Source organism: Agriterribacter sp., assembly GCF_035445465.1.
Lineage (GTDB): Bacteria > Bacteroidota > Bacteroidia > Chitinophagales > Chitinophagaceae > Agriterribacter.
Genome location: NZ_DAOMQT010000005.1, coordinates 17,422 through 42,782, shown reverse-complemented (window position 1 = coordinate 42,782; position 25,361 = coordinate 17,422). Strand labels below are relative to the sequence as shown.

18 protein-coding genes are annotated in these 25,361 nt (G+C 44.1%); 9 read left to right on the top strand and 9 right to left on the bottom strand.

Features of this window, described 5'->3' with window-relative positions; genetic code table 11:
- Positions 1-476 (top strand): DinB family protein (locus PLE34_RS04170; protein ID WP_324554524.1); only part of this gene is annotated, 476 nt, incomplete at its 5' end.
- A 113-nt stretch (positions 477-589) separates the two neighbouring features.
- Here the strand turns inward: PLE34_RS04170 and PLE34_RS04165 are convergent.
- The 4 genes from PLE34_RS04165 to PLE34_RS04150 all read right to left on the bottom strand — a co-directional run bounded on the left by PLE34_RS04165 (position 590) and on the right by PLE34_RS04150 (position 4,635).
- Complete coding sequence (locus tag PLE34_RS04165) at positions 590-1,075, bottom strand: cytidine deaminase (RefSeq protein ID WP_324554523.1); 486 nt, start codon at positions 1,073-1,075, stop codon at positions 590-592.
- Positions 1,076-1,168: 93 nt separating this feature from the next.
- The gene (gene lepB, locus PLE34_RS04160; protein WP_324554522.1) at positions 1,169-2,665 is read right to left on the bottom strand and encodes a signal peptidase I; all 1,497 of its coding nucleotides are present in this window, start codon (positions 2,663-2,665) and stop codon (positions 1,169-1,171) included.
- A gap of 141 nt (positions 2,666-2,806) precedes the next feature.
- On the bottom strand, positions 2,807-3,463 hold the full coding sequence (locus PLE34_RS04155) for an alpha/beta fold hydrolase (protein WP_324554521.1): 657 nt from the start codon (positions 3,461-3,463) through the stop codon (positions 2,807-2,809).
- 8 nt (positions 3,464-3,471) lie between these two features.
- On the bottom strand, positions 3,472-4,635 hold the full coding sequence (locus tag PLE34_RS04150; protein WP_324554520.1) for a sigma-54-dependent transcriptional regulator: 1,164 nt from the start codon (positions 4,633-4,635) through the stop codon (positions 3,472-3,474).
- A gap of 344 nt (positions 4,636-4,979) precedes the next feature.
- Between PLE34_RS04150 and PLE34_RS04145 the strand changes: the two genes are divergently transcribed.
- Positions 4,980-5,126: a hypothetical protein gene (locus PLE34_RS04145; RefSeq protein WP_324554519.1), complete on the top strand. Its 147-nt coding sequence runs from the start codon at positions 4,980-4,982 to the stop codon at positions 5,124-5,126.
- Positions 5,127-5,201: 75 nt separating this feature from the next.
- Here the strand turns inward: PLE34_RS04145 and PLE34_RS04140 are convergent, their stop codons facing one another.
- Positions 5,202-7,286, bottom strand: coding sequence for a TonB-dependent receptor (locus tag PLE34_RS04140; protein ID WP_324554518.1), 2,085 nt, complete (start codon positions 7,284-7,286; stop codon positions 5,202-5,204).
- A gap of 80 nt (positions 7,287-7,366) precedes the next feature.
- On the bottom strand, positions 7,367-8,356 hold the full coding sequence (locus PLE34_RS04135) for a pyruvate dehydrogenase complex E1 component subunit beta (RefSeq protein ID WP_324554517.1): 990 nt from the start codon (positions 8,354-8,356) through the stop codon (positions 7,367-7,369).
- Positions 8,357-8,490: 134 nt separating this feature from the next.
- Between PLE34_RS04135 and PLE34_RS04130 the strand changes: the two genes are divergently transcribed.
- Both PLE34_RS04130 and PLE34_RS04125 read left to right on the top strand, forming a co-directional pair.
- A complete protein-coding gene (locus tag PLE34_RS04130) occupies positions 8,491-9,240 on the top strand; it encodes a DeoR/GlpR family DNA-binding transcription regulator (protein WP_324554516.1) in 750 nt (249 codons plus the stop codon).
- Between the two features lie 115 nt (positions 9,241-9,355).
- A complete protein-coding gene (locus tag PLE34_RS04125) occupies positions 9,356-10,777 on the top strand; it encodes a M20/M25/M40 family metallo-hydrolase (RefSeq protein WP_324554515.1) in 1,422 nt (473 codons plus the stop codon).
- A 330-nt stretch (positions 10,778-11,107) separates the two neighbouring features.
- On the opposite strand, the gene PLE34_RS04120 is transcribed toward PLE34_RS04125, so the two are convergent.
- On the bottom strand, positions 11,108-12,160 hold the full coding sequence (locus PLE34_RS04120; RefSeq protein ID WP_324554514.1) for a serine hydrolase domain-containing protein: 1,053 nt from the start codon (positions 12,158-12,160) through the stop codon (positions 11,108-11,110).
- A gap of 83 nt (positions 12,161-12,243) precedes the next feature.
- On the opposite strand from PLE34_RS04120, the gene clpB reads away from it, so the two are divergent.
- Entirely contained in the window at positions 12,244-14,889 is a 2,646-nt protein-coding gene (gene clpB / locus PLE34_RS04115) for an ATP-dependent chaperone ClpB (protein ID WP_324554513.1), read from the top strand.
- Positions 14,890-15,188: 299 nt separating this feature from the next.
- Here clpB and PLE34_RS04110 read toward each other — a convergent pair whose 3' ends face one another.
- A complete protein-coding gene (locus PLE34_RS04110; protein WP_324554512.1) occupies positions 15,189-18,050 on the bottom strand; it encodes a hypothetical protein in 2,862 nt (953 codons plus the stop codon).
- Between the two features lie 438 nt (positions 18,051-18,488).
- Between PLE34_RS04110 and PLE34_RS04105 the strand changes: the two genes are divergently transcribed.
- From PLE34_RS04105 to PLE34_RS04090, 4 genes are all read left to right on the top strand, one after another.
- A complete protein-coding gene (locus PLE34_RS04105) occupies positions 18,489-19,757 on the top strand; it encodes an LVIVD repeat-containing protein (RefSeq protein WP_324554511.1) in 1,269 nt (422 codons plus the stop codon).
- A gap of 210 nt (positions 19,758-19,967) precedes the next feature.
- Positions 19,968-20,948 (top strand): acetyl-CoA carboxylase carboxyltransferase subunit alpha, encoded by a 981-nt coding sequence (locus PLE34_RS04100; RefSeq protein WP_324554510.1) that lies wholly within the window; start codon positions 19,968-19,970, stop codon positions 20,946-20,948.
- A 68-nt stretch (positions 20,949-21,016) separates the two neighbouring features.
- A complete protein-coding gene (dapA, locus tag PLE34_RS04095; RefSeq protein WP_324554509.1) occupies positions 21,017-21,913 on the top strand; it encodes a 4-hydroxy-tetrahydrodipicolinate synthase in 897 nt (298 codons plus the stop codon).
- A gap of 139 nt (positions 21,914-22,052) precedes the next feature.
- Positions 22,053-23,750 (top strand): hypothetical protein, encoded by a 1,698-nt coding sequence (locus tag PLE34_RS04090; RefSeq protein WP_324554508.1) that lies wholly within the window; start codon positions 22,053-22,055, stop codon positions 23,748-23,750.
- Between the two features lie 211 nt (positions 23,751-23,961).
- Here PLE34_RS04090 and PLE34_RS04085 read toward each other — a convergent pair whose 3' ends face one another.
- A complete protein-coding gene (locus tag PLE34_RS04085; RefSeq protein WP_324554506.1) occupies positions 23,962-25,323 on the bottom strand; it encodes a sugar porter family MFS transporter in 1,362 nt (453 codons plus the stop codon).
- Between the last annotated feature and the right edge of the window lie 38 nt (positions 25,324-25,361).

Below are 25,361 nucleotides of genomic sequence, written 5' to 3'. Positions count from 1 at the left end.
AGATGACCCGGAATATATTTATAGCAAACAGGCTACGGGAAGTATTGATCAACGGACATTGGATCGCAAATACGAATTATAAAGAACAATTATTGAGTATAACCTGGGAACAAGCCATACAAAAAATCGGCACTTTAAATACGATTGCTGCGCTCACTTTTCATATTAACTATTATTTAGCCGGGCTTCTGCATGTGTTTAATGGAGGAAAGCTTGAAATTAGCGATCAATACAGCTTTGACCTGCCACCTATACAATCAGAAAGAGAATGGAAATCATTAGTGGCTGATTTTTTATCCAATGCTGAAAAATTTGCTGCACAGGTTGAACAAATGGCAGATTCCCGGCTTGACGAACCATTTGCAGATGAAAAATACGGAAATTACCTGCGGAATATTGAAGGCGTTATTGAGCATAGCTATTATCATTTAGGGCAAATCTCGCTTATCCGGAAAGTGATTGCAGAAAAAGGGTAAACGATGTGTTCTTATGTTTCTATGCTTTACGACATTAAAATTCTACAGCAACCTTAATTTGTAGCTAAATGACAAAGCGTTACCGGTAATGTATATGTTTGGAGTGAGTGATACTATGCCATATCTGCTCCGGAGAAATACAGGGGCAGAAGCGTTTTTACATCGCTGATCACAAATACTTTTCCTTCTATTCCGCCCAGAATCAACCGGATAGGCTGCTGCTGGCGGAGCTCATACTCCAGGAGGCTTTGCCTGCAAATGCCACAGGGCGCCGCCGGAAATTCACTTTTGCCTTTTTTATTGAAATAGCTGATGGCTATTGTTTGTATGGGTGTGCCGGGGTATAAGGAAACGGCGGCGGATAACAATACTCTTTCTGCGCATAATCCCACGGGTGAGGACGCATTTTCCTGGTTGGTTCCCGTAATGGTTTTCCCGTTTTGAAGCAGCGCGGCCGCGCCAACGAAAAACTCCGAATAAGGCGCATAGGCATGTTGTGTTACTTCCTTTGCCTTGTTCAGCAATTGCCGGTCGGCTTCGGGTAATGACGCAACGGAACCGAATACTTCATAAGAAAAAGAGAGCTGTTCTTTTTTCACCTGAAGATTTTTTAGTTAGATGAATCAGACACCCTATACCTTACACCTTATTACCCTATACCTCACACCTGACTTATCACTTACTACTTACCACTATTTTATCGCTTTAAACAACCGATTCCATCTTGGGCCGCCATCCCAGCTAAACCATATCAGCGAAGCTTTTCCTACCACATGGTCTTCGGGTACATAACCCCAAAACCGGGAATCCTGGGAGTTGTGGCGGTTATCGCCCATCATCCAGTAATAATCCATTTTAAAAGTATACTGGTTGGTTGTTATGCCATTGATGATAAATTGCCCGTCTTTTTCTTCCAGTGTATTATGCTCGTAAACAGCAATGACCCTGCTGTAAAAAGCGATGTTTTCGGCCGTAAGCGTAATGGTAGCGCCTTTCCTGGGAACCCAAACGGGTCCGTAAAAATCTTCACTCCATTTATAATGCGCCGTATCATTGGGAAATACGCCTGGATTAAATTGTTTTAAATCCTTAACTACGCTTTCTACATAGGGCAGCTTTTTCATGCGTTCCGCCTCTTCAGCGCTCAGGTCAATCATGTAGTTCATATTGTTACCAATGAGCAGTTGCTGCCTTTCGGGATCGGTTTCTACATGAAAATCTTCCTTTAAAACATCTTCATCAAAATATTGTCCTCTGGTTTGCACATTATAAAAAGTGGCGGAAGCCTCAGGTACGTACGCCGGTTGGCCATTTACATACAAAATGCCTTCCTTTAATTGCAGGGTATCTCCCGGCATGCCTACACAACGTTTAATAAAGTTCTCTCTTTTGTCTACCGGACGTACTATAATATCATCTCTTTGGAGCAGGGCTTCGCGGTTGCCACCGTACTGGTCCCGCAGCACATCATAATAATTGAGGTTCGACTGGTATTCGCCTATTACGGTGTCGCCAACCGGGTAATTAAACACTACTACATCATTGCGTTTTACCGGGGTTGTCCATAAACGTTTATAGGGAAGCTTAATCCATTCTAAATAAGATTTGCCACCTGTTATGGGTGCGGTATGATGCACAAAAGGAATGGCTAAAGGCGTATTGGGAAGGCGCGGGCCGTAGCTCATCTTGCTTACAAACAAAAAATCGTTTACCAGCAATGTTTTTTCCATGCTGCCGGTAGGAATTACATAAGCCTCAAAAATGAAAGTGCGGATGATAGTAGCGGCAACTACCGCAAAAACGCCGGCGTCTATCCATTCCCGAGCAGATGATTTTTTGTAATTCTTTACCACGGCATTGCCCGCATACCTTTCGTTTTTAGAATACCCGAGGTAAGGAAAATAAAGGAAAGGAAGAAACACGGCTGCGGCGTGATGCAGCAACGAAAAACGGCCGAAATGTTCTACAAAACGGATACATATCCAGATCGTAATGAACTGTCCCACAATGGGTATGAACTGCAAAAAGAACCAATATCTTTTTAAAGGCATTTTTTCCACCATGCACCAGGTGTTGTAAAAAGGGATCAGTGCTTTCCAGGGCTCAATTCCCGCCTTTTTAAACATGCCGTATAAACCAATAAGAGAACCAATTGTTGCTAAAATAAAAAGGGTCCAGCCTAAACTCATGTAACTCTGTTTTTATGAAGTTGCCAAAAATAGTATAAATAGCTGATTAAGCCGATATGTCGTTGATTATATCAAAATGTTACGGCTAATGATAATATTCTTCTTTTGTTAAATAAAGTTTAATAGCTATTTGATGCAGTATTAAATAATATCATTCAAAATATCAGATACTTGTCTGGGATGCTGGAATACCAAAAAATGCCCGGCCGATGCTATGGTATGTGTTGGACGCACCAGCGTGCATGGAAATATTTTATCGTTGGTGCCATGTAAATGAAACAGGTTTTCGGGTATCCATTCGTTTTTCCAGTTTAATACCTGGTGAATGGCCCATTTAAGATAAACGGGATCTATATGCTTCCTGTATTCATGGGCCAGCTTTTTTTCTTCTTCGGTTACCGCGCCGAGAAAATAATTTTCAACGGGCTCAAATAATTTTAAAGGGCGAACAGCGTGAAGGCGGCCCTTGGGCAGGATAGCATCCAGGTTCAGTTTGCCGGAGGCCTTCATCCAGCGCGGAATTTCATGATGCGTTTTTACGCTGGAAATGAGTATCACTTTCTGAACCGCCGCCACTTTCGCGATCTCTATGCTTAACATCCCTCCAAAGGAAACACCAATTAATGTGGCGTTTTTTTCCGTGATGCGTTCACTCATTCGCAGGGCGTATGCCGAAAGACTTTCATTATGCAGGGGCATCAGCCAGTGTAAATAATGCACCGTGGTGCAGCCCCAGTTCAGTTTGCTGAATATCCTTTCATCGGAACCTAAACCACATATACAGTATGCTGTTTTCAAAATAGGGCTTAATTTCGGGGAAGTACATAGTTGCGTATATCCTCTATTGCAATATTTTTACCGGAAAGAATAACCAGTCTTTCCACCACGTTTCTTAATTCACGTATGTTGCCCGTCCAATTATTTTCCTGCAGGGCTTTTAACGCATCGGCATCTATTGCTTTTTGGGCAATGCCGTAATCGGCACATATATCTGAAAGAAATTTCTCTACCAGCAGGGGAATATCATCTTTTCTTTCGTTTAAAGAAGGCACATGTATGATAATAACGCTGAGCCGGTGATACAGGTCGAGCCGGAATTTTTTTTCATCCACTTCCCGCAGCAGGTCTTTATTGGTAGCGGCTATTACCCGCACATCTACCGTAATATCTTTATCTCCGCCTACCCGGGTTATTTTTCCTTCCTGTAAAGCCCTTAGTACTTTAGCCTGGGCATTGAGGCTCATATCGCCAATTTCATCCAAAAACAAAGTTCCCCCATGCGCCTGTTCAAACTTACCTATCCGTTGCTTTACGGCGGAAGTAAAGGAACCTTTTTCGTGACCGAACAGCTCGCTTTCAATTAATTCGTCGGGAATAGCGGCGCAGTTCACTTCAACCAGCGGTTGTTTGCAACGGCTGCTTTTTTCATGTATCCAGCGCGCTACCAGCTCTTTACCCACACCATTTTCACCCATGATCATTACCCTTGCTTCTGTTGGCGCTACTTTGTCTATTGTTTCCTTAATTTTTACAATAGGGGCCGATTCACCAATCATTTCCTCTACCTTAATTACTTTCCGGCGAAGCACCTTGGTTTCGGTAACGAGGTCTGTTTTATCCATCGCGTTCCGGATGGTGATCAGCAGCCTGTTCAGGTCGGGTGGTTTTGAAACATAATCATATGCTCCTTTTTTTACGGCTTCTACGGCTGTTTCAATGGTGCCGTGCCCGGATATCATGATAATAGGCACATCCGGGTTTATTTCACCGGCTTTATCTAAGAACTCAATGCCGTCTATCTTCGGCATTTTAATATCACAAAGCACCACATCATAATTTTTTTCCCTGAACCGCTTCAGTCCTTCCTCGCCGTCGCCCGCTTCATCTATCTTATATCCTTCGTAAGAAAGGATTTCCCCCAGGGTTTTGCGTATCGCTTTTTCATCATCAATAATCAGGATGTTCGACATATATATGAAATCTGTTTTAATGCGTTAAAATCGTATCATTTTTTTCAAAAATAAGGAATTATGAGAGGTTACAGGGCCCAGCTTTCAGGGTGCAGGGTGGAGCCACTCACTTCTCACATCTCATGTTTCTCTTCTCACCTTGATAAACGATAGATTCGCTATTCACATCTCACATTTCTCCTCTCACTGCTCACCATTCACTATTTCCCCCGCCACCTCCTTATCAAATGCTAAAATTCAGTTATGTATGGGATGATTTCCTTCAAAAGGCTTGTACATTATACCATCAGCAGCTACATTTGCGTTAGATTAATCATTATCCTGTAAAACTAAATGAATCATCCATGAAAACTCAAGTATTTAAAGCCAATCATGCTGTTGAAGTACCTACCTGGAAACTGGTTGCCAAATTAGGTTTGTTAGCCGCGTTTTGCATGGGTTTGTGCTACCTTTTCGCAATTGGCGTATCGTCTTTAGCTTCTGTGTTTTAAGCATACTAATATGTGCCGTTTGGTTCAGTGCCGCTCCGGTGAAAACACCGGTATTCATTGAGCTAAACGGCATTTTTAAAGCGTTACAATCAATCCTCCGTAGTAATTTCGTTCCGGCGCAGGATTATAATACCTGTTGCCGAAGGCATTAATATCGCTCCCGAGGCTGTACAATTGGTTCAGCGCATTATCAACTCCTGTAAAAAGCTCAATGGAAAATACCCTGAAATGTTTTTTCCACCCCAGCCTGCCCAGCAAAATATCGTAAGAAGGGGCATAAACCGCATTGGCATCATTTAATGGAAGCTTTGAGGTATTAGTGAGTGAGGCGTTAAGATATAACCCCACCCGGGTAGTTATATCAAGGCCTCCCAGCCAGATGGTTTTTGCTACCCCGGTTAAGTCATTACCGGAATAATCCTTATCGTCAACCATGTAATCTGTAAACGAAAAATCATTCAGCGTAAGGCCTGCCCTTAGTTTTGCGCTTTTGATAAAAGCAGTGCTGTTGCGTACCAGGGCGTATTCAGCAAAGATTTCTATACCTTTTTGATTGGTTCCACCGGCGTTTACAAAATATTCGGCGTCTACATTGTTTATTCTTCTCACGATAGCATCGTGCAGCCTGAACCGGTAGGCGGTAATGTCAAACTGCAGCCTGTTGGACAAAGTCCTGCCGCGAATACCTATCTCACGGTTCCAGCCATATTCGGGCTGCAGGTTGCTATAGAAATTACCCTCCGATGGTCTTACTTCGGATATGGAAGGCGGCGAAAACCCTTTGCTTACGGAAGCATACACGGATATATTTTCTGATATACGGTATAATCCCGCCAATCGTGGCAGCAACTGCTCATCCAGCTTTTTTTTCTTTTTCGAATCATCAGCATCTGTAAGCCGCTGATAGCGGTAAATGAAAAAGTTGGAGCCTATGCCCGCCTGTAATTGAAATTTTTTGCCCATCATCCATTCACCCTGGATAAAGGGGGAAAGCTGTCTTGCCCAAATTTTGTCTTTGAACTGAACGGTATCGGCTTTTCCCTGGCGGTTTCCGTAATTATTGATGGCAGAATAGTTATACAGCCACTCCATCCCGGCAGTTAATTTCAAATCGTGCTTACCTGCAGCGGTATGGTATACCATCTTGGTACGTAATCCGAGGTTTGTTTCTTTCCTGGTTTCAAAATTGGTAATAAAAGGATTTTTAAAATCGGTATAAGCGAGCATTACCGATGTAATATTGCTCCAGTTTTTATTGAAGAGGTGCCGGTTGCTGATACCTGCAAACGGCGTTTTATTATAGATAGCTGCTTTTTGTTCCACCGCCCCGGGTGCGCTGGGTGTGCCGGGTCTTGCCTGGCGTGGGTTTTCCTGCATTTGCTGCAAATTCAGGCCGCCGGGCGTTTGGTAATACATATCCGCGTACATGAATATCCAGTCCAGCTTATCTTTTTCAGATAAGCGGGCCGTTCCGTTCCATTGTATTACATCCTTGCGCACACGGGTATTTTCCCTGTAGCCATCCGATTGCAGGTGGCTTTGGGTGAAGGAAGAGCTCATGTTTTTATCCTGGTACTTCCATTGCACATTTTCATCAAGCAGACCGTAGGAGCCACCGTTAACCTGGGCGCGAAAATGGTGCTCCGCGGAAATATTTTCCTGTGAAAAAAGCGGTTCATCGGGGTGAAGTATAATGACCCCGCCGGTATTGGCGCCATAAAGGCTTCCGCCGGGGCCTTTCAGAATTTCAACCTGACCAATGCTGTGCTGATCTACCAGGTTGAAATAAGTATTTCCGCCTGCATCGGTAAATGGAATATCATTCCAGTACACTTTTATGTTACGCACACCAAAAGGAGAGCGAAGCAGGCTGCCCCTGACGCTTAAACGGTAGCTGCCGGGGGAACGTTCTTCCATTCTAACGCCCGGAACCATATTTATTGCAGGTAACAGTGATGCAGGGGAGAAGCGTTGTACATCGCTGCGGCTTACTATTCCGGCCGATACAGGGGTTTCCAGCAGCCGGCGGTCCGATTCAAATCCTTTAATTACCACTTCGGTCATTAATGGGATGGTATCTGCATCTGCAGGCGGAGACTTTTGCTGCGCAAACGAAAAAAGCGAATGGAAAAGGAATAATATGTATATACTTTTTTTCATTGGGAAGTCTTCAAAAGTATTCAAAAAAAATCCCGGAGTGCTTAACCCCGGGAAAAATATTATTTCGGAATCCGAAAAAACTATTTGCGAAGGTACATTACTTCTTTTACCAGCTTTACTGTACGGGGAACATCAGGCAGGTATGCCGCTACCAGGTTGGGCGCATAGTGCATCGGCGCATCGGCGCTTGTAATCCGGCGAACAGGAGCATCTAAGTAATCAAATGCTTCTTTTTGTATGCGGTAAGCCAGCTCGGACGATACGGAAGCAAAAGGCCATTGTTCTTCCACAATTACCAGGCGGTTGGTTTTTTTAACCGATTCAAAAACAGTGTGCCAGTCTAACGGCCGGATGGTGCGGAGGTCAATCACTTCCGCGCTGATATTTTCTTTTGCAAGCTCTTCCGCCGCGCCCAGCGCCACTTTCATCATCTTATTAAAAGAAACAATAGTAACATCTGTTCCGGCGCGTTTAATATCGGCCTTTCCAATAGGAATAAGGTATTCTTCTTCAGGTACTTCCCCTTTTTCGCCATACATTACTTCACTCTCCATAAAAATAATTGGGTCATCGTCCCTGATAGCGCTCTTTAATAAGCCTTTTGCATCGTATGGATTGGAAACGGAGATCACTTTTAAACCGGGTATATTGGCATACAGGCTTTCAAATGCAGTGGAGTGCTGAGCGCCTAACTGACCGGCGGAGCCATTGGGTCCACGAAAAACAATAGGGCAGCCTACCTGTCCGCCACTCATGGCCAGCATTTTGGAGGCTGTATTCAAGATCTGGTCGAGCGGCAGTACCGCAAAATTCCAGGTCATATATTCCACGATCGGGCGCAAACCGTTTTGTGCAGCACCTACGGCCACCCCGGTAAAGCCCAGTTCGGAAATAGGGGTGTCAATTACTCTTTTAGGACCAAATTCGTCCAGCATACCCTGGCTTACTTTGTAAGCCCCATTATATTCTGCCACTTCTTCACCCATTAAAAACACACGTTCATCACGACGCATTTCTTCGTTCATCGCTTCCCGGAGCGCTTCCCGAAATTGTATAACACGGTTTGCCATCCTTTATTCAGATTTGAGAAGAGCAAAAATATTGGTTGTAGGGCAGATAACCAAAAGGATGTAAAAATGCAATTAACTTCCTGCGCTTCTTTTGCGTTTATTTCTATTACTTTTGGGCAGAAACAAATTTTAAAATGCTAAAACGCGAACGACAGGCTTTTATCCTTCACCAGGTTAATATCCATAACAAGGTGCTTTCTTCGGGGTTAAGTGAAGAAATGAAGGTATCGGAAGATACGATCCGCCGTGATCTCCAGGAATTATCTGATGAAGGCAAGATCATTAAAGTACACGGAGGCGCTTTGTCCTGCTCGTTTAGTCATGTGGGCTATCCCTCCGAAAAGATATATTCACATACACATAAAAAAATTATCGCTACCAAAGCGCTGGGTCTTATACAGGACGGCATGTTTATATTAACTACCGGCGGAACCACTATTGTAGAGCTGGCAAGAATATTACCGATGCAGCTGAGGGCTACTTTTGTATCGTGCAGCATACCTGCCATACTCGAATATTCCAATCATCCGAATATTGATGTAATTGTTGTGGGTGATAAACTCTCCAAGAATTCAAAAATTACGGTGGGTGGCGATGCCATTGCCACTATCCGCCAGATCAAGGCAGATATCTGCCTGTTAGGCGTTAATTCTATTGATATTGAGCATGGGGTTACAGACAGCGACTGGGAAGTGGTGCAGATTAAAAAAGCAATGATTGAGTCTGCAAAAAAAACGGTTTGTCTTACCATTTCCGAAAAAGTAAATACAGTTCAACCCTTAAGAGTTTGCGGTTTACACCAGATTGATATACTGGCTACGGAACTGCCTCCCGAAAACCCGCTCCTGCAGCCCTATATTAATGCAGGGATACAGGTGTTGTAAGAGATTTGAGATTTATGATTTGAAATGGCATATACTACCAGCCAAGTTGTATAATCACTAATGTTTTTTTTTAATTGCACTGGCACCATCACTGCCTTCATATTCCTGTTTAAGCATGAAATATTTTTTGCTCTTCGTTTCCCTGTTTTTTTATTCAGCTATTTATTCGCAGACCTCCATTAAGGGTAAAAACATATTTAAGCATGTTGAATATTTGTCGTCTGATGCATTGCAGGGCCGTTGGCCGGGAACGAAGGAAGACAGTATAGCGGGACAATACATTAAAACCACATTTTCAAAATCGGGCGTGGCGCCTTTGTTTGAGCAGTACGATCAGCCCTTTGATGTTACCGTTAAGCTGGATGCCCCGGCAGGGAGTAATTTTATCCGTGGAGGTCAGCGCGAAAATCTTTTGTTGAATAAGCAGTATAGTATTTTCCCTTTTTCCGGTTCAGCTACCTTAGAGGCTCCCGTATTGTTTGCGGATGATAATGCAATTGCCTTTAATGCACAACAGCATATTAAATCTTCATGGGTTGTGCTGTGGCGAAATAAGCCCGGTGCTCCTGCAACAGACAGGTTAACGGATTACACGTTATCGGTAAGGGCCATGCAAAATGGAGCGGCAGGTGTAATACTCATTTCACCCGATAGTGTGGATAATAAAGATGTGCTGGTAAGATTGCGTCCACGCAGGGACAAGCCTTTAGCCATTCCCGTTATTCAGCTTACCCGAACGGCATGGCAGCAAATGAAGGAGAAGTTATTTTCAGATACAACGGCTGGTGATATGCACTATTATTTGTCTGCCGCTCCTTTATCGGCGTCAGTAAATATTATAGAGCAAAAAATAATTGCTAAAAATATAGCAGGGATAATCAGAGGAAGCGATCCGCAACTGCAAAATGAATACATCATTCTTGGCGCTCATTATGATCATTTGGGCTATGGTGGTTTTGGCACCGGCTCCTTGCAGCCTGATACCACCGCTGTGCACAACGGCGCAGACGACAATGCTTCTGGTGCCGCCGCCCTGCTGGAAATAGCAAAGGCTTTGGTACGCAACCAGGAACAGTTGAAGCGCAGCGTAATTGTGGTGGCTTTCGCCGCGGAAGAAGAAGGGTTGCTGGGGTCGCAGTATTTTACCGATCATCTTCCGATACCGCAATCTGCCATTAAAGTAATGCTCAATATGGATATGGTAGGGCGGCTGAACACCGAAAGCCAACTGTATATGGGTGGCGCCGGAACTTTTCCGGGAGGGGTTGATTTTATGAAAGGCCTTGGCGAAGGTTCGGGATTAAATGTAGTGGTGCATGCCGGTGGAGTAGGCGGATCAGACCATGTTTCTTTTTACCGCAAAGGTATTTCCTGCATTGGGCTGCATACAGGCGGACATCCGCAGTACCATACACCCGCCGATGATGCGGAGTTCATCAATGTTCCGGGAATTGAAAAAGTGGCGCGGTATATCTATAGGGCTGTATATGGTCTTTCTGTTCGGGAAGGAGCATGGGGGTTTATTAAGCAGGAGTAGAAGTTTGATGAAGAACCAAAAAAGCAAATCACAAGAACCAAACCTGCCTGCGGCAGGCAAGCTTGTCCGCCGGGGCGGATAAAACTCAAATGCTAAAACCGAATACTAAAGTTTGAAATCCGAGGGTAATGCAACCATAAACTATAAATCAAAAATCCGAACATTCAGTCTGTCGTTAATTACTGATAGCTAACGGCTGATTGCCCCATCCAATCCGAAGGAAAGTACAATCTCAAATCTTATATCTTATATCTCAAATTTCAAACCGGGGGTCTTACACCTGTTTACCCCTTGTACCCTGCAACCTGTACCCCTGCAACCCAATAACCTCTACTTTCCCCCTACAGCCTCATCTACGGCGGCTTTAAACTGCGTGTACATTTCTTTTCCCTGTTCGCCCGACTGGGGCTTTACCAGTAAAATAGCGGCATAATTGTTTTTGCGGTCAATATAGGGCCAGGTGCCGGTGAAAGAGGGGCTGCTGAGTACGGTGCCTTTTCCCTGCGCGTCTTCTCCCATCAGCCATGCGCCGAACCCGTAATGCAAGCCTTCGGTTCCTTTGGGCGTATATTTCACCGGCAAATCCGTGAACTGCGCTTTTTCCATTTCTTCGATGGCTTTTTCACTCATGATCTGTTTGCCTTCAAACATGCCTTTGTTCAACAGCATAACCAGGAAGTTCATATAGTCGTTAGCGGTAGACTGTGCGCCGGCGGAAGGATTAATGTACAGATTATCGTAATTGAAAAAAGTAGTGGCTCTCATTTTCAAAGGGCGAAGCAGCTTTTCCTGCACTACCCGGTCAAAGGTTTTGCGGCTCACTACTTCCAGCATACGTCCTGCGATATTCATTCCTACGTTGCTGTAAAAAAATTCTGTTTGCGGGTTGGTTACAATTTCTCTTTTCGTTGCAAAAAAATTAACCTCTTCCTCCAGCGATTCAAACTTTGATTTGGGAAGCAGCTTGCCTATACCGCCTTTTTCGGCCTCCAGTCCCGTAGTATGGGTAAGGCAGTGCCTCAGGTTAATATAAGCCTTCATATATTTAGCTAAAATGGGAATGAGCTTACCGGCTTTGGTGTCTAAGGTGAGCTTGCCTTCATCAACATACATCATGGCAACCGCGGCAGTGAGCCATTGCCCGCTGGCGCCTATGGGAACCTGTATTTTACCATTGAAATCTTCACCGATCTCTTTTTTATAAACGATCTTTCCGTCTTTCCAAACTAAGGCAACAACCTCTTTGCCAAGTGCTTTTTGATTTTTTTGCAGCATATCGTCCACACCTGCAAAATTGTATTGCCCCGCAACCGGCTGCAAGAATAACAGAAAACCCGCTAATAAGCTGAAATACAGGCAGGTTGATGTAGCTTTATATGACATAATTACTGTGTTTCGTTTTTGGATTGTGTTTTGTGCAATAAGGGTTAAAGTTATTTGAAAACGAATAAAGGAAAACTTAAAATATGAACTTAAATAATTTCACCATCAAAGCCCAAGAGGCGATGGCTAAATCGCAGCAGATCGCTTTCAATAATAACAATGCCAATATTGAAACCGAGCATTTGCTGAAATCATTGCTGAGCGATGAGGATTCGCCGATTGAATTTTTGCTGAAAAAGAATAATGTGAATGTAAGCTTTGTGGAAAGCAAATTAGACGAAAGCATTAATAAGCTACCCAAAGTACAGGGTGGCGAACCGGCCCAGGTTATCAGTCGCGATGCCAATAATGTGGTTTTGCGGGCTGGCGCGTTGCTTAAATCTTTTAATGATGAGTTTGTAAGCGTAGAGCATTTGCTGCTGGCTATTTTGCAGGGCAATGATAACAGCGCCAAGCTGCTGAAAGACGCAGGATTAACCGATAAGGGCTTAACAGCGGCTATTAAAGATCTTCGTAAAGGATCCACTGTTTCTTCTCAAACGCAGGAAACGCAGTTTAACGTGCTGAACAAGTACGCCAAGAATTTGAATGAGCTGGCAAGGCAGGGCAAGCTGGATCCTGTAATAGGTCGTGATGAGGAAATTCGCAGAACATTGCATATCCTTTCGCGGCGCAACAAAAACAATCCGATGCTGGTAGGAGAGCCCGGTGTAGGTAAAACCGCTATAGCAGAAGGCTTGGCTATGCGTATTGTAAATGGCGACGTGCCTGAAAACCTGAAAAGTAAAATCATTTATGGCTTGGATATGGGACAACTGATCGCCGGCGCTAAATACAAAGGTGAATTTGAGGAAAGACTGAAAGGCGTGATCAATGAAGTGACCAAAAGTGACGGGCAGATCATTCTTTTTATAGATGAAATTCACACGCTGGTTGGCGCTGGCGGCGGCGAGGGCGCGATGGATGCGGCTAATATTTTAAAGCCTGCCCTGGCAAGAGGCGAATTAAGAGCTATAGGCGCCACTACATTAAATGAATACCAGAAATATTTTGAAAAAGATAAAGCCTTGGAAAGAAGGTTTCAGCGGGTGCTGATCAGTGAACCCAGTGTGGAAGACGCGGTTTCTATTTTACGGGGTATTAAAGACCGTTATGAAACACACCATCATGTACGTATTAAGGATGAAGCCATCATTGCCGCGGTAGAACTGTCGAACCGTTATATTTCCGACCGCTTTTTGCCCGATAAAGCCATTGACCTTATTGATGAAAGCGCTGCCAAGCTGCGCTTAGAAATGAATTCTATGCCCGAAGAGCTGGATCAGTTGGAAAGGCAGATCCGGCAGCTTGAAATTGAAAGAGAGGCGATTAAAAGGGAAAATGATGAAGAAAAGCTGAAGGAGCTGGCAAAAGAGATTTCGCTGCGCAGTGTGGAAAGGGATACGCTGAAAGCCAAGTGGCAGGAAGAAAAAGAGCTGGTTGAAAAGATCCAGGCCGGCAAAGCAGGTATTGAAGCATTAAAAACAGAGGCTGAAAAAGCGGAGCGCAATGGCGATTACGGAAGGGTAGCGGAGATCCGTTACGGGAAAATACAGGAGGAAGAAAAAAAGATAGAGCAGTATACCGGGGAGCTGAATGAATTAGCCCCGGAAAAAAGATTATTGAAGGAAGAAGTAGATGCGGAGGATATTGCGGAATCGGTGGCCAAGGCCACAGGCATACCGGTAACTAAAATGCTGCAGAGCGAAAGAGAAAAGCTGCTGAACCTTGAAGATGAACTGCACAAAAGGGTGATAGGGCAGGAGGAAGCGATAACTGCTGTAGCGGACGCTATCCGCCGCAGCCGCGCGGGTTTGCATGATCCCAGAAAACCCATCGGCTCATTTATCTTTTTGGGTACCACCGGTGTGGGTAAAACCGAGCTGGCGAAAGCGCTGGCGGAGTACCTGTTTGATGATGAAAATATGATGACGCGGATTGATATGAGCGAATACCAGGAAAAGCATACCGTTAGCCGTTTGGTGGGCGCTCCTCCGGGCTATGTGGGATACGATGAAGGCGGGCAGCTAACCGAAGCCGTTAGACGCAAGCCCTACAGCGTGGTATTGCTGGATGAAATAGAAAAAGCGCATCCCGATGTATTTAATGTGCTGCTGCAGGTATTGGATGATGGCCGTTTAACCGACAATAAAGGCCGCGTGGTGAACTTTAAGAATACCATTATCATTATGACGAGCAATATGGGAAGCCAGGTGATACAGGATAATTTTGAAAATGTAACGGAAAAAAATAAAGAAGAGGTAGTTGAAAATACCAAACGGGAAGTATTGAATATCCTGCGGCAAACCATCCGTCCGGAGTTTTTAAACCGCATTGACGATATCATTATGTTCCAGCCGCTGATGAAGAGCGAGATACGCGGTATCATTAACATACAGCTCAATCATTTAAAAAACCAGGTATCATTAAGTGGCATTACTTTGGAATTCACCGGTTACGCCCTCGACTTCCTTGCCGAGAACGGCTACGATCCGCAGTTTGGCGCAAGACCCCTCAAAAGGCTGATCCAGAAGGAAATTGTGAACCAGTTGAGCAAAAGAATACTGGCGGGTGATATAGATAAGTCGAAGCCTGTGCTGGTGGATGTATTTGATAATACCGTGGTGTTCAGGAATGAAACTCCGGCCGGCAATGCTGCAGACGAGAAAAAAAAGAAGGCCGTTTCTTAAAACATTTTCATTCTTAATAGTATAAGCGCTATCCTTTCGGGTAGCGCTTTTTTATTTTTAATTGTTACGGTTTTTGCCACAAAGTCACTAAGCCATAAAGAAAATAAACTCTGAAGATCAGGGCTTTATGTCCTTAAGTCGCTTCACGATAAGTCACGCCGGGGGCTTCATGAAAAGCCATTGCGGGTGTCTCTGAGACCCTGGCGCTGAAGATTCGCCGGAATCACTCTTCTCACAACTGCCCTGCTGTAGAGACCCCCGTAGGGACCCAGGCTTATTTTCACAACAGCATACCGCCGTCACCTGATATTGCCAACACTATTTTTAGCGGTATCATGTTTTGTTTTGAGTGTATTGGAAATAGAACTGTATTGCTGGCCCAGCCTGCTGATTGAACCAAGCAAAACGGAAAAGCTGGTATCCACAACAGCGGCTGCGTTATCAGCGTTGCTTTCGTTTTGAGTAATTGTATTTCTAAGCTGACGGCTGTTTTCTTTTGCCTTATTAACTGCATTTGCTGATGAAGTTTTATCGGTTGCCAACAACTGATCCAGTTCATCAAGAGATACCAGGAAATCTTTGGTATTACTTTTCGTAGTATTAACTATTGATTTCCCGGTACTATCATCACCCGTGTTATTATCTGCGATGCTGCTTGATTTATTGGAACGGGATGAATTATGATCCTGGACGCTGGATTTATTGCTTGCCTGGCCAGTACCCTCCTCTGCATTTATTTTTGATCCACCTTTTACAGTTCCATCCCATCCTTTGCGTTCCGCAGTTCCGTCTCTGTCACAGTCTTCATCTGTAATTACTATGATTGTCTCGTCATCTACATAATAATTTGCTTCCGTAGTAATGCTGTAGTTTCCCTTTTCCATATTAGTAAATTCAAATACTCCCTGTTCATTTGTTTGTACTGCACGCATTTGTCCTCCCGGGTTCTTGCCACCTTTTACTATGATGCCGCCAATAGGATTGCCAGGTCTGGCAAGCGCTGCAGAAGCAATACCCCCCTCTGCTGAAAATGCCTCACTATTACCAATTAAAACTTCTGATATGCCATCGTCATCAATATCTCCAATAAACACCGGCAAGTTTTTAGTGTAAGATTGTGCGCAGCCGTTGTCTGCAATTACACCAGCGCCTGCTATCAGTTCGTTTTTATTATTTGATAGGCCTTTTTCTTTTTGAATGCTGCTATTACCTGTATTTAGTTCAATCGTCCAGTAATCATCAGACGTAGTAACGTCCCCAGCCATATCTAAGTTTGCTTCGCTTTTAATTGTTACATCATAGTTTTTTGTTTTGCTAAAACCGCCGGTTACTTTTACTATGTAGCTGGCTGCGGGTACCCGGGCAAAAAAGAAATCGCCACAGGTTGTAGTTTTTGTAGTGGCCACTACCGCTCCGCTATTTATATCTATCAAAAAAACAGCTAACCCTTCAATACCACCGCAATCATTATCCCCGCCCTTACTTAAGCCGCTCCTGCCTTCATACATTGGGTTTGTTCCCTGGTTTTCATTGCCATTATACAATGGATTTTTTATTCCCTGTGCTTGTTGTACGGTATGTGTTAATTCATGTCCGATCATTTTTACGGTAGCGGCACAGCCGGTACATTCGTTTATATCTCCTTCATTAAATACAGGTGCATACTGTCTTTTACCAGTGGCCATGCCGCTGCTATGATCTCTTGCCGAACGTTTACCTGTTGCCATGCCACTACCAGCCTCTCTTGTATAGAAAGTAGCGGCAATACCTTGTGGTGCTGTTGACGATGGCGCCATTCTTCCGGTTGCGGCATAAGAAGCTGCCGCCGCCCCGCCACCAGTACTGCCGGCAAGATTGCCAACAGCACTAACAGCATCCTGGTTGGTTATAATACCAGATGAATTACCGCTACTCCAGCTCACAGTACCAGAGATAACAGCCCTTGAAGCCCCCTGCGACACTGCACCGCCTGCGGCATGTAATCCTGCACTTACTTTTTCGCCAAATGTAGCGCCCTGCGTTTGTTTGGGTACGGTTACATTCATGCTAATGCGTTCATTATATGCTGCTGCATCGGCAGGACAGGCAAAAGTTTTTTCTTCTGTCGTTCCATCGGGGTTTGTTATTTTTTGTGTAACCGGCCCGCAACTTTCATTGTTCATCATTCGGCTACCGCCGATTCCTTTTGTATTGATGGCATGATTTTGTGCAGATGGGATTATTCTTCCATTAGTTGCTCCTGTTCCCTTTGTATTGATGGCGTGTCTTTTTCCTGTTGCCATTCCGCTTGCAGCGCTTCTTTTTGACCCAAATGATTTTGTAATGCCCACGCCAACTGTAAACAATTTTACAAGACGATCCTGTTCTATAGCCACATCTATACCCCGTTGCGGATCGTATAAGTTAATGGATGATTTTGTTTGCAGGTAACCTGTATTTAAAATAAACCGGGTGGAATTATTTATCGGATATGCCAAACTGATACTTCCGGAAAAACCGGGAAACGAGTTTTTTCCGGCTCCTTCAAAACGATATAAGGAACGAACAGCACCCGGCTGGCTAATAGTAATACTGCCCGGGTTGTTAATGAACATCCCACCTTGCAATTCAGCGTTTATAATTACCCGTTCACCAAATTTAAAAGAGGGCCCAAACAAAAAATAACTATTGAAAGGATTAGATTTTGATATTTCGCCCTGTTGAAATTTTCGTTCTGTCAAAAACTTGTTGAGTGCCGCGTTATTGATAGCGCCGGCAACAATGCCGCCTGAAACGCCGATCCCTATATTTCCAAAATAGTATCGGCCAAACATTTGTGTGGCCATACCATTACCTCTAAACAGGCTGTTTTCATTACTTTTTCCAGTAAAAGAAACGCCACTGTTAATACCAAAAGTCCAGCCAGATTGCAAATAGCTTCGTTCCCTATTGCTCCCTGTTGTATTCCAACCGCCGTCAGCTGATTGCGTCTGCATTCGCAATTTATTACTCCCTGATGAGTTCCAGTCGCTGCCATCCAGCGCTATACTTGCGGTTTTATTACTTCGCGATGAATTATGATCCTGAGCCCGGCTTGAAGTTTGATTCGTAGCTCTTTGCTGTTGTGCATAGCCATTATAAACTACGCATAGCATAACAATCAGAAACAATTGCTGTCTCATCAAAAAAAGGTTTATATGGTTAATGATTGCATTAGGGCAGCTGAATCAGGTACGGAGTAATACCAAACAATGCAACAGTTACCTAAAACGCAAAAAATTGTAAGTTGGTATTTTGATGGGTTATCGTTTATAAATTATTATTGGTCAATATTTTTTGAAGGGCGCTCGAAGAGTGAACCGCCCGTTGCATACTGATCATTTATTCTCCATTGGCGTCAATAAAGGCATCATCTTTAGGTCGCGCCGGAGTCTTCATGAAAAGCCATTGTGGGCAGCTATGGCCCTGGCGCTGAACGATTCAACGGGGAACTCTTATCACAGTTGCCCTGCTGTATATAAGAAAGCACACGGATAGAATGTATTATGCGATTAGAAAAGAATTGAACGCAAGTGCAACGCTTTCTTTCCTCATATTGTCAGGCATTGAAAATGATTGCTATGACAAAAAGAATTTCATCATTGTTGTTAGCGTTATTGGCAACGGGCTTCATGCTCGTCTTCCCCACCGGTTGCATAAAGGATAAAACAACCGCTACGCATACTGTTACTTACACTATAATGGCGCCTGTATTAAAGGCCAAAGCAGATGTTCTGGCGGCTATAAACGGCAACCCTTCCGAAGCGGTTCAGCAGGCGGGGAAAATTTATATCAAGGGTAAATTTATTTACCTGAACGAGGTAGATAAGGGCATTCATATTATTGACAACAGCGACCCGTCTAAGCCTTCCCAGGTTGCTTTCCTGAACATACCCGGTAACCGGGATATAGCCGTTAAAGGCAATACCCTGTACGCCGATATGTACAGCGACCTGCTCGCCATAGATATCAGCAACCCGAAAAAGGTGAGCGTTACCAACCGGATTGCTAATTTTTTTATGACCAAGATGTATATATACGGCTATGGTTCAGCTATTAATGATGAATACATAGCTGTTGACTGGATTAAGAAAGATACTGTTATAGCATATACAGATAGATATTACGAGGCGGGTGGTGATATGATGGCATTAAATAACGCCGGCTTCGCTGCTGCACTGCCCGGCGCTAACGGCACTGCCGGTTCCATGGCAAGCATGGTATTAATGAATGATTACCTGTATGCCATAAGGGAACCGCACAGTGTGGGCATTGTGGATATCACGGTTGCGGCCACACCGCGGTTAGATACCACTTTTTATGCGGGCTTCGACCTGGAAACGATATATCCTTTTGAAGATAAATTATTCCTTGGCTCTTCTACAGGAATGTTTATGTATGATCTTGCCAATCCCACATTTCCCGTGCAACTGGGCACTTTCTCCCATGGCCGAGCCTGCGATCCTGTAGTAACAGACGGCGAATATGCCTATGTTACGCTACGCGGCGGCTCTTCCTGCGGCGGAAATAACAATGAGCTGAACATTGTAGACGTGAAGGACCTGATGAACCCCGTATTGGTAAAAACCTACCTGCTTACAGGCCCAACGGGCTTATCTAAAGACGGCAACCTGCTTTTTGTATGTGACGGCACAAGCGGCGTAAGATTATACGATGCATCAGACCCGGGTGCGCTGAAACAGCTACAGCAAATAGAAAGTGATGAGCCTTATGATGTAATAGCAGCCAATAAAAAAGCGATGATCGTTGGCAAAAACGGATTATATCAATACGACTACAGTAACCTGAATAATATCCGCCTCCTGAGTTTTTATTCCTTGAAACAATAAGATATTGCAGATACGGTGGGCATCCGACGTAAGGAGGGTCTGACCGTATCTTTGATTTGAGATTTCTGATTCACCGTCTATTGTGATGCCTGAAACCTGCATCCTGCACCCTAAACCCTCACACTTGCCACCTCTTTTTTACTGCACATATAATTCTGCCGGGGTTTCCTCATTAAATATTATTTTTGCCATCCGCATATTTAACAGCTTATGCCCCAATTTAAACAAAGACAGTTCCTGGAATTTGAAAAACCGGTTAAAGAGTTATTTGACCAGGTAGCACAGTTGAAGCAAATGGCCGAGAAAAATCCAAAAATGGATTACACGGATACCATACAGCAGCTTGAAGCATCCATTCTTGAAAAACGCAGGGAAATTACACAGCATCTTACGCCCTGGCAACAGGTGCAGTTAAGCCGCCATCCCGACCGGCCCTATACCCATGCCTACATTAAACGAATGTGTACCAATTACATAGAACTGTATGGCGACCGGAATGTAAGGGATGATAAGGCGATAGTGGGAGGCTTTGGACAGTTAGACGGTCAAACGGTAATGATCATCGGTCACCAGAAAGGCATCAATACCAAGATGCGGCAATTGCGCAATTTTGGCATGGCTAATCCTGAGGGTTACCGTAAGGCGCTGCGGTTAATGAGGCTGGCTGAAAAATTTAATAAACCCGTTGTTACTCTTATTGATACGCCGGGCGCATTTCCGGGAGCGGAAGCGGAAGAGCGTGGTCAGGGAGAAGCCATTGCCCGTAACATTTATGAAATGATGCGCCTGAAAGTGCCGGTTATTTGTGTGATCATTGGTGAAGGCGCCAGTGGCGGAGCGCTTGGCATAGGCGTGGGCGACAGGGTGCTGATGCTGCAAAATACATGGTATACGGTTATTTCCCCCGAAAACTGCAGCTCCATTTTATGGCGTAGCTGGGAAAAGAAAGAGGTTGCTGCGGAGCAGTTAAAGTTAACTTCCACCGATATGAAAGGATTTGGACTGGTAGACGACGTGGTACCCGAACCATACGGTGGAGCCCATTGGAATTATGAAGAAACTTCACAAACGCTAAAATCATACCTTATCCCGCTTATTAAAGAATTGCAGGCCATTGACCCGGCAGTACGGGTGCAGCAACGCATTGAAAAGTACAGCAAAATGGGCTTCTGGGAAGAGTTACCTCAATAAGTCTCACAACCTGAAACCTGTAACCTGCAACCAACAACTATATATATACCAGCAATAAAGAAAGCAGCATGTCATTAAGAACACAACTCAGAGGAACCGGCGTAGCATTGATCACCCCATTTCAAAATGATTTCAGCATTGATTACCAGGCATTGGATGTGATGATTGATCACATGATCAATAATGGCGTGGAGTATATCGTAAGCATGGGCACAACAGGAGAAGCCCCAACGATTAGCAAAGAAGAGAAGAAAAAAATAGTAGCACATACATTAGCCAAAGTGGCCGGCCGTGTGCCGGTGGTAGTGGGAATTGGCGGAAATAATACGGCTGAAACCGTGCAGGAATTAAAAACATTTCCCTTAGATGAAGCGGTTGCGGTATTAAGCGTTAGCCCTTATTACAGTAAACCTTCACAGGAAGGATTGTTCCAGCATTATAAGGCGGTGGCCGCAGCCTCTCCCAAACCTGTTATATTATATAATGTGCCGGGCAGAACAGGACGCAACCTTTCCGCTGAAACCACCATTCGTTTGGCCAAGGAAGTGCCTCATATTGCCGGTATAAAAGATGCTGCAGGCGATATGCTGCAAAGCATGCAGTTGCTCAAAAACAGACCCGATGATTTTTTGGTATGCAGCGGCGATGATACGCTTGCACTACCCCAGTTGGCCTGTGGTATGGACGGGCTCATCAGTGTAATAGCCAATAGTATGCCCCGCAAATTTTCCGATATGGTGCGTTTAGCCTTAGCCGGTAAGCTCAGGGAAGCAAAACTGCTTAACGACGCCATGCTCGAAACATACGAATTGCTTTTTTCAGAAAACAATCCTGCGGGCGTTAAATCTTTCCTGTTCCACCTCGGGTTGATCAGGAATGTATTGCGTTTGCCTGTTACCCCATTGAGTGAAGCGCTGCATCAAAAAGCGAAGCATTTGCTGGAAGCGGATCCCACGCTGCGTTAGGAAAGCATTCCCTTTTTTGTGCGGATATATTTAATGAGGCGCAAACTATAGCGTTGCTTTAGCCGTTATAACGTTTAGCGCCGGTGGCGCCGCTTTAAGCATCTTATATATTTGTCAAAATATCAAAGACACACCTCAAATGCGATTAATAAAAACATTATCATCCGTACTTGTTTTCGCGGCATTATCTGCAACTGCTTTTGCCCAGTCGGACAGGATCAGCTTAGGCGACAAGCAATATCAATTGTTAGACAGGCTGGATATAAAGCTGCAGAATGATTCTGTGCTTTCTTTTTCTACGGTTAAGCCGTATAACAGGAAAGTATATACGGAACGGATAGCCCTGTTAGATTCTTTAGACCAGGCAGGTGAATTACCAGTTGAGCTTTCTTCGGTTGACCGGCACAATATACAAAGCCTGCTGATGAACAATTCCGACTGGACGAAAGACCGGGGTGAATCCTTTCAGGTACGCAGGCCGGTATGGAATACTTTTTTTAAAACACCCGCTCATTTATATGAAACACATTCTGATGATTTTACCTTAATGATTGATCCTGTACTGAACCTGCAGGTAGGTAAATCTTCAGAGGTTAATAAAGCGATTTATACAAACACGAGGGGTATTACATTACGGGGTAATATTGGTAAAAAGCTTGGCTTCTATACCTATATTACAGAAAACCAGGAAAGAGACCCGCTATATGTGGACCGGTATGTAAGAAAGCGGATCGGCATTCCGAATGCCGGTTATTTTAAATTTTTACAGGGAGGAGGCTATGATTATTTTGATGCAAGGGGCGGAATAGACTTCGCGGCTTCTAAGTTCATCAATTTCCGCTTTGGATATGATAAGCTTTTTTTAGGAAACGGATACAGAAGCCTTTTATTAAGTGATTTCAGCAATAATTTCCTATACCTGCAAATGGATGTGCAGTTGCGCAAATTTGCTTACAAAACTGTATATGCGGAGTTGATAGCGCCATTTGATCCTTCACGCAACAGGGATACTATCCGGTATAAGAACTATATGGCATTTCATCACCTGAGTGTGCAGCTTGCCCGCTGGCTGAATGTAGGTGTATATGAGAATGTGATATATAATGGCAGAAATGGTATAGAGCTGAGCTATTTCAATCCGTTTATTTTTTACAGGTCAATTGAAATGCAGTTGGGCAGCGGAAGCTCAAAAGCTACGGTGGGTATTGATGTTAAATCCAATCTCTTTAAAACCCTCCAGCTATATGGTAACCTTGTAATAGGTGAATTTATTTTAAAGGATATAAAAAACTATAGCAATGGCAGTTGGTGGAATAAGCAGGCATTGCAACTGGGAGGTAAATATATTGATGTATTAGGCGTTAAGAACCTTGATCTGCAGGCGGAGGTAAACCTGGTGCGTCCTTTTATGTATGCCCATCGTGATAGCAGCATCGGGTTTACGCACTATAATACCGAGCTGGCACATCCGCTCGGTGCAAATTTCAAAGAATATATCGCTGTTTTAAAATATCGGCCCTTAAACAAATTATATCTTACAGGAAAGCTGTTGTATTACAAAAAAGGACTTGATTCGGCAGGTGTAAATATGGGCGGGGATGTTTTCAGGAGCTATGAAAGCCGCCCGCGGGACTATGGCTTCTTTATCGGTACAGGAACTCCTGTACAATCGCTTCTTGCGTCCTTCTCAGCTTCCTATGAGCTGCTGCAAAATTTGTTTATAGATGTTAGCCTTGCCAATCGCAGCTATAACGTGCAGGGCCAGCCGAAGATCAGCGAATTTTTCTTTTCAACGGGCGTAAGGTGGAATATAGGAAAAAGAGCGTTTGAGTTTTAGGGTTGAGCCACAAAGCTACACGGATATTTCTGGGGTAATGGGTTTGCTTTCACTTAGCGCCCGTTGCTCCTTTGCGGTCTTTGCGTGAAACATTTGAACCGTGCATCCATACCCCCAAACAGTATGAGCTGAATGCATTCGGCGGCTCCCCTTACAGCCTCACATTGGAGGAATTTAAAAAGCATGGATTGTCTAATGTTACTATTCTTTTTTACTCCATTACATTCTCTAATTCTTCCAGGGTTTTGCCCATTGTTTCTTTCACCTTCCACCAAATAAAACAAAGCCCCAATGCACATATTACGGAATAGATATAAAATGATTTTTCCTGTAGTTTCTCAAATAAAACAGGAAAAGTAAAAACGAGGATAAAATATGCGGCCCACAGGCTGACTACTGCAACGGCTGTAGCTTCGCCACGTACTTTATTAGGGAATATTTCAGAGATCAACACCCAGGTTACAGGCGCCAGCGACATCGCGTAAATGCCAATGGCGGCTAATAAAAACCAGGATACCTGCGGTGAATACACTCCCAACAGGATTACTATAATTACATATGTAATGGCGAGACCACCCGCGCCAATCAACATGAGAGGCTTTCTGCCTAATTTATCAACAAGTAACATCGCGAGTATCGTAAACACCAGGTTTACCCCCCCGATAAAAACGGTTTGCAATAATTGATCGTCCTGCGAGGCGCCGATACTTTCAAATATTTTAGGGGCATAATTGAAAACCGTATTAATACCGCATAACTGCTGAAATACTGCCAGTCCTATACCTACCAAAACAGCAGGCAATACAGCTTTTTTAAAAATGTCTGCATAACGGGTTTTAGCAACGCCTTTTAAAGATGTTGCAATATTGCTTACAGATTCATTTACAAAGCCTGCATCTCCTATTTTTCCCAGTACCCTGGTTGCCTGTATGTTTTTTCCTGCTTTCATCAACCAGCGCGGGCTTTCGGGCAACCACAGCGCTCCAATAAAAAATAAAACAGCCGGAACAAAACCTAACCCGAACATCCAGCGCCAGGCGTCTTCGCCGGAATTGCGTAATGCATAATTAATGAGGTTGGTAAAAAGAATGCCCAGCACAATTGTCAACTGGTTGATGGCAACCATACGACCACGTATATGCGCCGGAGAAATTTCTGCAATATACATAGGCGATAACATAGAAGCCATACCCACACCTATCCCTGCACAAAACCGGGCGGCAATAAAAGCATCTCTTGAAAAAGAGAATGCCATCGCCAGGGAGGAAAGAGCAAAAATAGCCGCGGCAATCAACAGTCCCGGCTTACGCCCGTATTTATCCGATACAGATCCTGCAACCATACAGCCGATGATAGCGCCGAGGGCGAGGCTTCCAGTTGCAAAACCTTCCCAATAAGCGTCTAATGAAAAATGCTTTTGCAAAAAAGGTAAAGCGCCTGCAATTACTGCAAAGTCGAACCCAAACAAATAACCGCCCAAAGCAGAAATAAAAGAAATGCCTAAAATATAACGGGTGTTATAGGAATATTTTTTACCGGCCTGATGCGTATTATCATTGATGGCTGCATTCATTCATTATAACTTTTAGTATAATCTGTAGTGTGCTGTTT

What these genes read in the sequence shown, in the direction of transcription:
- lepB (WP_324554522.1), bottom strand. Translation starts at nt 2,665, where the DNA reads ATGAGTTTAGGCTGGACCCTTTTTATTTTAGCAACAATTGGTTCTCTT.
- PLE34_RS04150 (WP_324554520.1), bottom strand. Translation starts at nt 4,635, where the DNA reads ATGTCGAACATCCTGATTATTGATGATGAAAAAGCGATACGCAAAACC.
- PLE34_RS04145 (WP_324554519.1), top strand. Translation starts at nt 4,980, where the DNA reads ATGAAAACTCAAGTATTTAAAGCCAATCATGCTGTTGAAGTACCTACC.
- PLE34_RS04140 (WP_324554518.1), bottom strand. Translation starts at nt 7,286, where the DNA reads ATGAAAAAAAGTATATACATATTATTCCTTTTCCATTCGCTTTTTTCG.
- PLE34_RS04135 (WP_324554517.1), bottom strand. Translation starts at nt 8,356, where the DNA reads ATGGCAAACCGTGTTATACAATTTCGGGAAGCGCTCCGGGAAGCGATG.
- PLE34_RS04130 (WP_324554516.1), top strand. Translation starts at nt 8,491, where the DNA reads ATGCTAAAACGCGAACGACAGGCTTTTATCCTTCACCAGGTTAATATC.
- PLE34_RS04125 (WP_324554515.1), top strand. Translation starts at nt 9,356, where the DNA reads ATGAAATATTTTTTGCTCTTCGTTTCCCTGTTTTTTTATTCAGCTATT.
- PLE34_RS04120 (WP_324554514.1), bottom strand. Translation starts at nt 12,160, where the DNA reads ATGTCATATAAAGCTACATCAACCTGCCTGTATTTCAGCTTATTAGCG.
- clpB (WP_324554513.1), top strand. Translation starts at nt 12,244, where the DNA reads ATGAACTTAAATAATTTCACCATCAAAGCCCAAGAGGCGATGGCTAAA.
- PLE34_RS04110 (WP_324554512.1), bottom strand. Translation starts at nt 18,050, where the DNA reads ATGAGACAGCAATTGTTTCTGATTGTTATGCTATGCGTAGTTTATAAT.
- PLE34_RS04105 (WP_324554511.1), top strand. Translation starts at nt 18,489, where the DNA reads ATGACAAAAAGAATTTCATCATTGTTGTTAGCGTTATTGGCAACGGGC.
- PLE34_RS04100 (WP_324554510.1), top strand. Translation starts at nt 19,968, where the DNA reads ATGCCCCAATTTAAACAAAGACAGTTCCTGGAATTTGAAAAACCGGTT.
- dapA (WP_324554509.1), top strand. Translation starts at nt 21,017, where the DNA reads ATGTCATTAAGAACACAACTCAGAGGAACCGGCGTAGCATTGATCACC.
- PLE34_RS04090 (WP_324554508.1), top strand. Translation starts at nt 22,053, where the DNA reads ATGCGATTAATAAAAACATTATCATCCGTACTTGTTTTCGCGGCATTA.
- PLE34_RS04085 (WP_324554506.1), bottom strand. Translation starts at nt 25,323, where the DNA reads ATGAATGCAGCCATCAATGATAATACGCATCAGGCCGGTAAAAAATAT.